The sequence below is a fragment of the bacterium genome (genome assembly GCA_014360495.1).
Taxonomy (GTDB): domain Bacteria; phylum Armatimonadota; class JACIXR01; order JACIXR01; family JACIXR01; genus JACIXR01.
The window spans coordinates 30760-42349 of the sequence record JACIXR010000009.1 but is presented as its reverse complement, the minus strand read 5'-3'; the positions used below and the strand labels follow the sequence as shown (position 1 = coordinate 42349).

The 11590-nt window shown below is 46.1% G+C and carries 8 protein-coding genes; 5 read left to right on the top strand and 3 right to left on the bottom strand.

The features are described from left to right. Nucleotides 1–112 precede the first annotated feature (112 nt). The gene (locus H5T88_08485) at nucleotides 113–259 is read right to left on the bottom strand and encodes a hypothetical protein (protein ID MBC7330378.1); all 147 of its coding nucleotides are present in this window, start codon (nucleotides 257–259) and stop codon (nucleotides 113–115) included. A 125-nt stretch (nucleotides 260–384) separates the two neighbouring features. Between H5T88_08485 and H5T88_08480 the strand changes: the two genes are divergently transcribed. The 5 genes from H5T88_08480 to H5T88_08460 all read left to right on the top strand — a co-directional run bounded on the left by H5T88_08480 (nucleotide 385) and on the right by H5T88_08460 (nucleotide 9730). Beyond that, nucleotides 385–2391 (top strand): family 20 glycosylhydrolase, encoded by a 2007-nt coding sequence (locus tag H5T88_08480; GenBank protein ID MBC7330377.1) that lies wholly within the window; start codon nucleotides 385–387, stop codon nucleotides 2389–2391. A 106-nt stretch (nucleotides 2392–2497) separates the two neighbouring features. Further along, nucleotides 2498–3286 (top strand): prepilin-type N-terminal cleavage/methylation domain-containing protein, encoded by a 789-nt coding sequence (locus H5T88_08475; GenBank protein MBC7330376.1) that lies wholly within the window; start codon nucleotides 2498–2500, stop codon nucleotides 3284–3286. A gap of 39 nt (nucleotides 3287–3325) precedes the next feature. Beyond that, nucleotides 3326–5341 (top strand): hypothetical protein, encoded by a 2016-nt coding sequence (locus tag H5T88_08470; GenBank protein ID MBC7330375.1) that lies wholly within the window; start codon nucleotides 3326–3328, stop codon nucleotides 5339–5341. A gap of 32 nt (nucleotides 5342–5373) precedes the next feature. Continuing rightward, a complete protein-coding gene (locus H5T88_08465; protein ID MBC7330374.1) occupies nucleotides 5374–6420 on the top strand; it encodes a hypothetical protein in 1047 nt (348 codons plus the stop codon). A gap of 442 nt (nucleotides 6421–6862) precedes the next feature. Further along, nucleotides 6863–9730: a hypothetical protein gene (locus H5T88_08460; GenBank protein MBC7330373.1), complete on the top strand. Its 2868-nt coding sequence runs from the start codon at nucleotides 6863–6865 to the stop codon at nucleotides 9728–9730. A 120-nt stretch (nucleotides 9731–9850) separates the two neighbouring features. Here H5T88_08460 and H5T88_08455 read toward each other — a convergent pair whose 3' ends face one another. Together H5T88_08455 and H5T88_08450 are read right to left on the bottom strand one after the other, a co-directional pair. Then, the gene (locus H5T88_08455) at nucleotides 9851–10861 is read right to left on the bottom strand and encodes a hypothetical protein (protein ID MBC7330372.1); all 1011 of its coding nucleotides are present in this window, start codon (nucleotides 10859–10861) and stop codon (nucleotides 9851–9853) included. Between the two features lie 15 nt (nucleotides 10862–10876). Then, on the bottom strand, nucleotides 10877–11515 hold the full coding sequence (locus tag H5T88_08450; protein ID MBC7330371.1) for a histidine phosphatase family protein: 639 nt from the start codon (nucleotides 11513–11515) through the stop codon (nucleotides 10877–10879). Nucleotides 11516–11590: the final 75 nt, after the last annotated feature.

Below are 11590 nucleotides of genomic sequence, written 5' to 3'. Positions count from 1 at the left end.
ACGGCAATCTCGATTTCGTGGAGTCAAGAAAAACAAGATTGCTGCGCCAACACAGCTCGCAATGACAGCGGAGGTTGTCATCGCAAGTCCGACGAAGGAGTACCTTAGAATTTCATTTCTTAGCTACGATTAAATACGAGATTGCCACGCCTTTTGCGAAGCAGAAGGCTCGCAATGACAGTGAGGTTATGACCTCGCTATGGAAGGAATTGGCACTAAAACCTATATCAATAGATGCGAGCCCGCCGTAGGCGGGCATGGCAATCTCCTTCTAAATGCAAAATTAAGGAACGAAGTCTACATTAAACCCCAATAATCTTCTTGACATACCTTCCCTCCTCTTTGAAAATTTATAGGAAATTCATTTAAAAGGAGGTCATTGAAATGCAAACTTGGTCTGTTTTAGTCTTGCTTTGTCTTTTCTCTATCGCCTTCTCCGCGAATCTCAACATCATTCCTCAACCTCAATATTTGACCACTAAACCCTTTTCCTTAACTATAGAGAAGAAAGCAACGATAATCGTCGGGGAGGGCTGCGACAAGAATATCGGGGAAATCCTTGGGGAAGATATAAAGAGTCTTGACTTGAATGTTGAGGAGATTTCCTCTTCGTTCATTGAGAAAGTAGAAAAGCCCATCATCTTCGGCATTCCTTCCCTTGATAAGAACATAGCCTCATTTGTGGAAAAGAAAGGAATAGATGTCCCCAAACTTCCTCGCGAGGGCTATGTATTGGAGGTAGGGGAGAACTATGTAGCGGTTATTGGCAACGATAGGGATGGCGTTTTTTGGGGAATGCAAACCATCCGCCAGATGTTGAGAGGCGGGAAGGGGAAGATCGAGATTCCTGGTGCGAGGATTGTTGATTATCCCAAGCTACGCTGGCGAGGAATAACCGATGATGTGAGCAGAGGACCCATACCAACTCTGGAGTATATGAAGAACATTGTGCGAACCTTGAGCGCCTTCAAGCTCAACATGTATACCCCTTACATTGAGCTTCATGCCTTCAATTTCAAATCCCACCCCGATATGTCCGCTCCCGGAGAGGGCTTATCCCCTGAGGAAATGAAGGAGCTCGTCGCTTATGGAAGGAAATATCATGTTGAGGTCTTCCCCTCCCTTCAGTCCTTCGGTCACTCCGACAAACTGCTCCGAAAGCCCCAGTATCGCCATTTGGCAGAGATTGAGGAAAGCCCCTGGAGCCTCTCTCCAGCTTTGGAGGAAACATATAAGCTTTTTAACGACCTTTATAACGAATTGGCGGAGATTTTCCCCTCTCCTTTCTTTAATATAAATTGCGACGAGACCTACGACCTTGGTCAAGGAAAGAGCAAACCTATAGCGGATGAGATAGGTCCAGCAAACCTCTATCTGAGGCATATCACCAGGCTTCAGGAAATGCTCAAGAAAAAAGGGAAGAGGGTCATGTTCTGGGGAGACATTGCCCTCCATTATAGAGAGATGATACCGAAACTCCCTCCCGATATAATCGTCCTCAATTGGGATTATGGCGGTGCTCCCTCGTTTGAGTGGAGATTGCAGCCTTTCTATGAGGCGGGATTGGAGCAATTCGTCTGCCCCGGTGTTTCCTGTTGGTCTCGCATCTTCCCCGATTTTGAGAATGCGACTGTTAATATAAACAATTTCGTGAGGGATGGAGTGAAATTCAAGGCAAGCGGGATGCTCAACACGACCTGGGATGACGATGGAGAGAATCTCTTTGGCTACAACTGGTATGGGATAGTCTTCGGCGCCGAGGCAGCTTGGTGTGGAGGGAACATTGATAGAGGAGATTTTGACAAGAGATTTGATAACGCCTTCTTCGGCTCAACAACACGCATAGTGGAGGCGATAAATCTTCTCAGCCAGACGAATCTATTTATGGCGCCGGGGATGTCTCCCGATGCCTTCTTCTGGGAAGACCCTCTTCAATCCTTGAAGAGAGCGGATACAATTGAAAAGGCAAAGGAGATAAAGAAGAGAGCGGAGAGAGCTTTGGCTATATTGCAGGAGGATGGAGGGAAGGTGAGGAAGAACAAGACAGCGATTCCCTATCTCGTCTTCGCTGGAAACAGGCTTCTATTCCTTGCTGATAAGATATTGGGGATGGCTGAGGTTTCCTCTATCTATGAATCTGTGCGGGAGAACCCTCAAGAAGGAAAAGAAAAGCTGGATAAAGCGAAAGAAATTCTGCAGGGCTTGATAGATAGGCTTTATCAGTTGAGGGAGAACTACAAAACGCTCTGGCTATCCGAGAACCTTCCCTTCTTCCTTAACAACAACATAGATAAATACAATCGTCTCATTCAGTATCTTGAAAGCAAGCGGGAGACGATTTTAAAAGCGAAGGAGGCGATTAGCAAAGGCGAACCAATCCCAGCTTTATAATTTTGACTGTAAGGATAACACTTGCCGACTTAGAATTAAAAAACAGCTTAAATAGTATCAAACAAGAGCAAAACTAAAAATAAAAAGAGGTGCTCTAACAATGTTAATGGAAAGACTTAAAAGAGGTTTTACCTTAATTGAATTGCTGGTGGTCATAGCTATCATTGCCATCCTAGCAGCGATTCTCTTCCCTGTCTTCAGTCGGGCAAGAGAGCAGGCAAGAAAAACCGCCTGCCTTTCTCATATGAAACAAATAGGACAGGCTCTTATGATGTATCTTCAAGATTGGGATGAAACATATCCATTCGTAACCTCTTGTAGCGCTCCAGGAGCAGGTTCTCCAAATGACTTGCCCCAAGGACAACTACATCCCTATATCAAAAATCCTCAAGTATGGAACTGCCCGTCAGCGTCTTCAGCTGTCCAAGCACCTCTCGTGGCGGCGTGGCATCGTCCCGATGGTGCGGTAGTGCCATGGTATCCCAATCCACCTTGGACTTTCCCAAAGGACTTTGTTGGAAGTTTTGTGACCGTCGCCTATGCAGAACCTCTTATGCGGAATGCTCTATGCGACTGGTCCCAAAAACCCGTTCGCCAATCCGAGGTGGTAACCCCTGCCGAAACCGTTGCTTTTGCAGATGCTGCCACATTTGGCTCCTGTGGAGGTAGAAGAGTTGTATATGCCAATATTTGTCAGGCTGCGTGTATACCGGAAAGACGCTTGAAGAGCAATACTCGCCATGTGGAAGGTGAAAACCTCGTGTTTGCCGACGGACACGCCAAGTGGATGAACTTCATGTCTATCGCTAACAATTGTGGAAAGCTCTTCGACCCATTCCGGCGGAGCGACAATGTCACCTTTTGGTCTCAGTTTGGGGGTGGTCCCGCGGATTGAAGCCTGAAAGATTAAATTGGCTTATCTCCAGATGAGATTATGAACAAGAGAGGGGCTGCTATCTTTGCACTGATACTAGCCCCTCTCGCTTGTGTTTGGGTCTTTTATAGCGAGATAGTTTATCGTTCCGCTGACCTCGCCTCTAACTCCCTCCCCCTGGCCGCCGTTATACTCCTTCTCCTCGTCATTCTGCTATTATGGCTCGCTAAAGGCAACCGCTTCGGTCTCTCCCTTTTATTTCTCTTCATCCTCTTCTCCTTTTCCATATTTTATAAATCTCCCAAATTATTGCTCCTAACTTTCGGACTCCTTTTCCTTCTCCTTTGGTTCCATTTCAGTCCCTTTAAAAACAAAGAATTAGCTTTAATCTATGCTACCCTCGCCACGACTGTGGGCATAGCAACTATGGGCTTGGTTCAGTTTCTCGTCACAACCTTGCTCGCACCCTTTTGGTTTGCCAGCCCGGAGAACCGCTGGAAAGATTTTTGGAAGTTTATACCCCATTGGGTTGCGCCAAGAGATGAAGATATAGTCAATGGCTTCTTCCTCGGAGGAATGAACTTCTGGGATGGAATCTGGAAAAAGTGGCTAATTCCTCTAATCCTATGGGGCTTATTCATCTTTGCCCTCCTTTCCGCAATGTTTTGCCTGGCTATGCTTTTCTACAACCGCTGGGCAAACAAAGAACGACTCACTTTCCCCATGATTTACCTTCCCCTTGCCCTCGTCGGCGAGGAGTTCTCTCGCTCCCATAGAGCGAAAAGATGGCTGATTCTTGGAGCGGTGCTGACCATTCTCCTCCAATCCATTAATGCTCTTCATTTCTCCTTTCCCTATATTCCCGAGATAAGGGTATTGCCTACTGAAATCTCCTCACGTTTCCCACCTCCTTATAACGATATCGGTCAGCTCTGGCTTACTTTCTATCCCTGCGTTATAGGTCTCTCCATGCTCGTTCCTACACAAGTGCTTTTCTCCTCCTGTTTCTTCTTTTTTCTCACGAAATTTGAGAATTTAGCGGGGAGAATCCTGGGTATTAAGGGGCAATGGGCTGGTCCCTTTTCCGCAGGCTTTCCCTTTCAAGGCGAACAGGCTCAGGGAGCGATTATAGCGTTGGCTCTTCTCGCCCTTTGGGGAGCGAGGAGGGAGATTTTCGCTTCCCTCAAGGGCGCATTGAAGGGGGAAAAGGACGAAAATATAATCTCTCCTCGTTCCTTATGGCTCGGTTTATCCTTCTCCCTCTTCTTTCTCGTGTTCTTCGCCTATAAGCTCGGGATGAGACCGCTTACCGCTATCTTCTTCTTCTCCCTCTTCTTCCTATCACTCGTCACCGTCTCTCGCCTCAGAGCTACTGTTGGTCCGATATGGAATCCGGGAAACGATGTATCATGGATTCTGCGAGCATCGTTGGGCACGAATAATCTCTTACCCTCTGAGCTCACCTCCTTGGCCTATCTTCGCTGGTTCTCTTTTGGAGATTTTCGCTCCCATCCTATGCCAACCTATCTTGAGATGATGCGTCTTTCCGACTCCGTTGGCTTAAATAAAAGAAAATTGCTTATCCCCATCTTTGTAGGTTCCTTACTTAGCATCTTTGCCAGCCTGCTAATCGCCCTCACTGTTTACTATCGCTATGGCGCCGCCTCCGCGGAGATAGACCAATGGCGCACATATCAGGGAAGAGTTGCCTTTGACCTCCTCAGCTCTTTCTTGAAATCTCCCGCAAAAAGCGACATAAGCGGTATGACAGCGATGGGAGTTGGTTTCGCGGTTTTATGCCTTCTTCAACTCGCTTATACGAAAATTCATTGGTTCCCCTTCCATCCTGCGGGATTCGTTATCGCCCAATCGGGAGCTCTGGAATGGATGTGGTGTCCGATGCTTATAGCTTTGTTTATCAAAAGCTTTCTCTTGAAAATAGGCGGAATGAAGGTATATCGCAACTCCCTCCCATTTTTCCTTGGCTTAATTCTCGGCGATTTCATCATGGCAGGCGCCCTATCCTTCCTATCAGTTCTCTTCCACATACCCTTATATAAACCTTTCCCGATATGAAAAATATCATTAAAATAGGAGGTGCAGAAGAAATGGAAATGAGAAATTTACTCCCGCCAATATTTGCGCTTCTTCTATGCCAGCATCTTTCCCTTCCCCAGCCTAAAGCTTGGAGGCTTTTCCCGAAGGGAAGCGAGTTCTATAATTATTCTGTCTTCTCAATTGAGGAAAAGGATGTTCATCATTTCTGGTGGTGCCAGAATGCCGACCCTTATCAGATTGTAGACCATATCTACTACCGCAAATTCCTCGTCTCAAAGAAGAAATGGACCGCTCCTCAGTTAGCCCTTGCCCCAAGCGAGGAGGGTTGGGATAGCCTCCATATTTGCGACCCCGCGGTAGTGAAAGGGGAGTTTAATTATCAAGGGAAATCCTATGAATACGCCCTCTTTTATCTTGGGACTTATTCGCCCGAAGTAAGACACAACCAGATAGGAGTTGCATTCTCTCACAGTCCCGAGGGACCCTGGGTGAAATATGAAGGGAACCCAATCATTGAGGGGAGCAAACGCACTTGGGGCGTTGGTCAGCCATCAGTGATAAGCCTTGACAAGAAGGGAAAGCTTCTCCTTTTTTACACAAAACAGGAAGAGAACTTGTCAACGAATACATATATGATAGAGATTGATTTCTCAGATATGAGAAATCCCAAATTCGGAAAGCCCATCCTCGTTCCAACAGCGGGATTGAAGGAGAGAGAAGAAGGAATGAAGGTCATTTTAAACGACGCTGATTTCGCCTACGACCCAAAAGAGGATGTCTTCTATCTGGTCAGACCTCAACATCCCTATCCATCAACCCCTTCCGGGGAGATTGCTATCGTCTCTTCACATATTCAGATAGCCCGCATAAAGGGCGAGGACTTACGCTCAGGAAGGGGTGGATGGAAGATAATCGGGGAAATTGGACCGGAAAATAGCGGCTTCCCCTTAAACCACAGCCCTTCCCTCGCTCGTAATTGGTATGGCTGGTTGGAAAACACGAAGCAATTGAGGATAAATTTCTCCGTTGGCAATTTGGAAGATTTCTTATGGTCATATACGAACTACGGGATAATCATACCAGTCGGAGAGGGATAGGTAATCGCGGATTAATAGTGGCGCCGCTTATCCCCCTTTTGCCATCGCTGGCATGGGTTAAAGGTTTTGAAAAATAATGGTGGATTTAAAATAACGTAAAGAGCAAAATGGCTCATGGAAAAAATCTATACCCTCAAGATGCGAGTTTGAAGAAGGGATGGCAATCTCCTCCCTTAGCTGCCATTAAATTAAATACGAGATTGCGAGCCTTCTGCTTCGCAGAAGGCTCGCAATGACAGTGGGGTTATGACCTCGCTATGGAAGGAATTGTCATTAAAAACTATACACATAGTTGCGAATTAATTTTCTATCGCCACCCTGTGAATCCTTCTTGGAAATATCCATCCTCCTTTTATCAAATCAATATGAACAACGACGAATTTATACCACATCTCCTTAATCGCTTTTCAATTTTGAGGTTTTTGTTTATATTTAATTTGAAATGGAACTCAAAGAAAAATTCATCAACCCCCCGATAGAGAATCTCCCTCTCGTCCTTTGGAGATTAAGGGACTCAGATTTCCCAGTCCCATCGTCGCTCTCCTATTGGAAAAACATCTGCTCGGGCATCATCCTTGAGGCTACCCCTAAACAGAAAGAATTAATCAAGCAAATCTGCCTATTAGCGAAAAAAGAGGAAATCCCCATCTTCATTTCTCTCCCTCCTTTCTCCCCCTTCACTTCCCGTTTGCAAGCGACAAGGGCTGGTGCCAAAGAGGGGGAGAAAATAGAGTTGGCGATAAAAGATAAGCCTATCTGGATTGGAGCCCTCTCCTTCAGAACCCCAAATCAACCCACAATCATTGACTTGCAGCAATTTTATCAAGATGGCTATCTAAAATGGTCTGCTCCCTCGGGCATATGGGAAATCCTCATCATCTCCTCCTCAGCGATTGAGAAAAGAGAGAATCCCATAGAGGTCGCAAACTTCTGGATGGAGGAATTAGCAGGTCTATCCCCTCCCCTCACTGGGTTTTATATTCCCGTATTGGAACTCTTCCCCTTCCCCTGGCGAGATGATTTACCTGAGGAGTTTCAAAGGAGGAGGGGATATCCTTTCCAACCCTCCTTCCCCTCCTTTTGCCTAGACATAGACGAGAAGTCACCCAAATTCCGCTATGATTTTCGCAGAACGGTTTACGAGATTTGGGAGGAAAGTCTCCGAGCAATTCAAAGCAGTATGAAGAAAAAGGGACTTTCCCTGCTCGTTTCAATTGACTTCAGCGAGCGCTGCTGGGGAGAAATGCTTCTTCTCTCCTCCCAAATACCTCTTCCCATCCTCACCCCTTCCCCAAATCCCCTCTTGAACGAGCTTGCTTCAACCCTCCTTTCCTCAAATTCCTCCCCTTTTCTAAAAACCGAGCTCAAATGGTCATCATCGCCCGAGGAGATAAAGAGGGATGTCAACTATTTCGCCGCCTTAGGAATAAACGGCACAATTATTTCCCTTCCCTCTATTAAAATCGCTTCCGCACTCTGGGAAAAGCTACTGCCCGTTTTCTCCTCTTATCAATCTCGCATCAACTTTCTCGCTTCTCAATTTCCTAAAAAGAAAAAGACGGTTATGCTCCTCCCTCGCCTTTCTCTATGGTCTCATCAGAGACTGGGAGAGGACGACGAGTATTTCCGAGCCATTGAGAGGGACCTGTTTTTCCTTACCGAGCTTCTCCATAAAATACATTACGATTTCTCCTTCGCCGATGAAGATGATTTGCCAAATATCCCCGATTTGAAAACCGTTATAATCCCCTCCACAACCACTCTTAAAAGGAGCACTTTGGGTTGGCTAGAGAGATTTTACGAGGGTGGAGGCAACCTCATCGCTCTCGGCATGCTCCCCTTCCGCTCAGAGGAAAGAAGAGATACAAGCTTGGAGAACGCTGTCCGTGCATTATTCAAGGTCAACGTGGAGGATATCAACAGTTTATATCTCGTATCTGAAGCCATGGGAATGGGTAGCGGGGTTGTTTATGCTGTGGGAAGGATACACCCATTATCGCAGGGAAAGGTTTATTCCTATCAACCAGCAGCCAATCCCGATAGGGGAGAAGCCCTTCGTCAAACGAGGCAAATCCTACGTAATTGCCATCCACCTGACTTGGATTCCCTCCAAGAGGAAATCCTCTGCCTACCGCGAGGCGATGGTTTGTTCTTTTTCCTGAACAAAGGAGAAAACATATCCAAGCTTAACGCTATGCTTCCGATAACCGGAAAACCCTACGAGTTGGATATTGAAAAAGGGAAAATAAAAGATATATACACCTATTCCTTGATGGAGGATGGACGCATCATCGTTCCATTAGAGCTTCATCCATACGAGCTTTCCATTTTGTTATTAGAAGAAGGAGAGGAATTGCATATAGACCAGGCTAATTTCTTCGTGGAGGATGTGAGGATAGAAGGAGGAGAGATAGAGATTAAGGGGTGGCAAAGGGGAGATGAACCTTGCTTCGCTGTTATAGAATTCAAGGGGGAAAGGAAAATCGTTGAAGCTGAGCCTTCTCCCTCTCCTCCTCCAATCCTTCTTCCCACGGAATGGAGGGTTGAACCCGAGGAGGAAAACATCTTACCTCTTAAAAACTGGGAATATAGGAAAAAGGAGGGCTTTTTCGCCCGTTTATTGGGGAAAGAAGGAAGGGAAGGCTGGGTTCCGATGGCTTCGGATTATGAACCCGAAGGAGAGGTTTGGTACAGAACCTCTTTTTCCCTCAAAGAAATTCCCGAAGATGTCAAGTTATGCTTAGGACATCCCGTTGAGGCGATAATCTTAAATGGGAGGAAATTAAAGGTGAAGGGCGAAATTTCCCTCAAAGGATATCTTCAGGAAGGAACGAACTCTTTGGCTCTCCTCATAAATCACAACCGATATCATTCTCTTCCATTGGCATATCTCAAGGGGAACTTCTCGCTCTCTCATTTGGAGGGAGAATGGATTATCGGGAAAAGAAAACAGAGCCTGGAAGTGGGTTCTTGGACTGAGCAAGGATTTCCCTTCTATGTTGGAACAATGGATTATATAGCGAATTTTTCCCTCCCTTCATCACATCTTGACGCCAAAGCAATACTTTCCCTTGGTCAAATCAAGGAAGCGGTTGAGGTAGAAGTTAACGGGAAGATAGTAGGTAATCTCTTCTCAGCTCCTTGGGAGTTGGAGGTAGAGGATTTTCTTAAGGAAGGGGATAACGAGATTAAACTGAGGATAACGAATTGTCCACCCCAAGTTTTTGGAGAAGAGTGTAGAGCCTCTGGATTGCTTTCTCCCGCTAAAATCTTCTTCTTTAAAAAGGTCCAAATTCGTCTTCCCTTATAGGGTAACGAGCTCTTTCCCCTGTTGGCAGAGGCAGAGCTTTTAGGGAGGGATAGAAAGAAGCCTTGTCTTGCTGGCATGGGTTAAAGGTTTTGGAAAATAGTGGCAATCTCCTTATGAAAATTATTTGTGAATTTTCTCCTCCACCGAGCTTAAACTTGCGATTTCCCTCTCTATTTCCTCTACATTTATTGGATAACGGGCGAACCTCTGCCTTATATAAAGCATCGTGAGATAATTCTCCAGGGGCATTCCCTTGAAGGGGACATTGCTTGTCGTTAGGAAATGTCCTCCTCCGGGAGAAGCATCCCTTATCGCTCTGAGAGTATCAATCATCACCTTCCTTGGTGATTCCATATGCAAGATGGCGCAATTGACATTTCCACAGAGGCACACCCTTTCTCCATAAAGTCTTTTCACTTCCCTTATGTCCACTTTAGCCATCGGGTCAAGGGAATGGAGGGCGTGGGGACGAGCCGAAAGGAGCTGGTCTATTATCGGCATTATATTCCCATCCGTGTGAAGGATTACATATAACCCCATATCCCTTTGCGCCCCTATTATCTCCTGAAGATAGGGGGTGACGAACTCGGAGAACATCTTCGGGGAAAGGAATGGACCGGCATTGAAGCAGTAATCGGTGCATTGGGTAACGCAATCAAGCCCAGCATCCCTCAACCTTTTGCTCCTCTCTATCGCCCAATCGCGCATCTGCCCTGCATATTGATGAGCCTCCTCCCTTTTATCAAAAAGGAAATAGGCAAATTCCTCCATATTCTCGCCCGAGGGAATTCCATAGGTTCCGCCTGCCTCACAAGCTATAAGATATTCATCCCCCACTTCCTTTTTGAGGAATTTAATCGTGAAAATCTCGTCCTCAATAGTGGGAAGCCAGTTTATGCGGATTATTGAATAATCAAGCGCATCCGCTACTCTTATCATAAGAAGGGCGTTTTCTATTAAAAGCTTTTCCCTCTCCTTCCCCGTCGCCCCCTTCAAATCTTCCCCCGTCAGGAACCTTACGCCCTTGCCAAATAGCTCCTCCGTCAACTGGAACTCCAGCTCAAAAGTCGGAACTATATCATCAGGCTCTTGAAGATTTAAGGCAGCTATAGCTCTCTCCTTCGGCTTCAATCTGATTACCTCCCTTCAATAACCGTCCTCCATATCGCTATGAAGTTCCTCAGCAAGATGGCAGGTATCGTTTAAAGCAACTATCTGCCAGCCCCATTCCTCAAAATAATCAAAGATATTGATATTTGCGTTAGCCTGTTTTATTCTCCTGAAAGGCTTTAGAGTTCCCAGGATGTGGCAAACGAAAGCTCTTATCGGTCCACCATGAGCAACTAAAAGAATTTCCTCCCCTTTATGCTTCTCTTTCAATTCCTCTATGAACTCAACCACCCTCCTCTGCATCTCCAGAATTCCCTCTCCCTCGGGCGGCAGCGATTTTCCCTCATACCAAAGCTCCAATTCATCTCCCCATCCGCTCTTTATTTCCTCAATCGTAAGCCCCTCCCACTTACCGAAATCGGCTTCCTGCAAGGAGGGAACAGGTATCACTTCCAGATTATGAGGGCGAGCTATGATTTCCGCTGTTTTCATAGCCCTGCTTAAAGGGCTGGTGTAAATCGCTTTGAGGGGTAGATTGGCAAGCTTTTTGGCAAGCAATCTCGCCTGCAAGATGCCTGCTTCGTTCAAAGGGACATCCGTTCTTCCCTGCATCTTTCCATCATCGTTCCACTCGGTCATTCCATGTCGGGCGAAGTATAGCCTCATCTTATCCATAGATAGAGGTCGCTCAACTCCTTTCCTGGAAAATTTAGGGTTCCAAACAATAATACATTATAACTGAATTGTTTC

What these genes read in the sequence shown, in the direction of transcription:
- H5T88_08460 (MBC7330373.1), top strand. Translation starts at nt 6,863, where the DNA reads ATGGAACTCAAAGAAAAATTCATCAACCCCCCGATAGAGAATCTCCCT.
- H5T88_08485 (MBC7330378.1), bottom strand. Translation starts at nt 259, where the DNA reads ATGCCCGCCTACGGCGGGCTCGCATCTATTGATATAGGTTTTAGTGCC.
- H5T88_08470 (MBC7330375.1), top strand. Translation starts at nt 3,326, where the DNA reads ATGAACAAGAGAGGGGCTGCTATCTTTGCACTGATACTAGCCCCTCTC.
- H5T88_08465 (MBC7330374.1), top strand. Translation starts at nt 5,374, where the DNA reads ATGGAAATGAGAAATTTACTCCCGCCAATATTTGCGCTTCTTCTATGC.
- H5T88_08475 (MBC7330376.1), top strand. Translation starts at nt 2,498, where the DNA reads ATGGAAAGACTTAAAAGAGGTTTTACCTTAATTGAATTGCTGGTGGTC.
- H5T88_08450 (MBC7330371.1), bottom strand. Translation starts at nt 11,515, where the DNA reads ATGGATAAGATGAGGCTATACTTCGCCCGACATGGAATGACCGAGTGG.
- H5T88_08480 (MBC7330377.1), top strand. Translation starts at nt 385, where the DNA reads ATGCAAACTTGGTCTGTTTTAGTCTTGCTTTGTCTTTTCTCTATCGCC.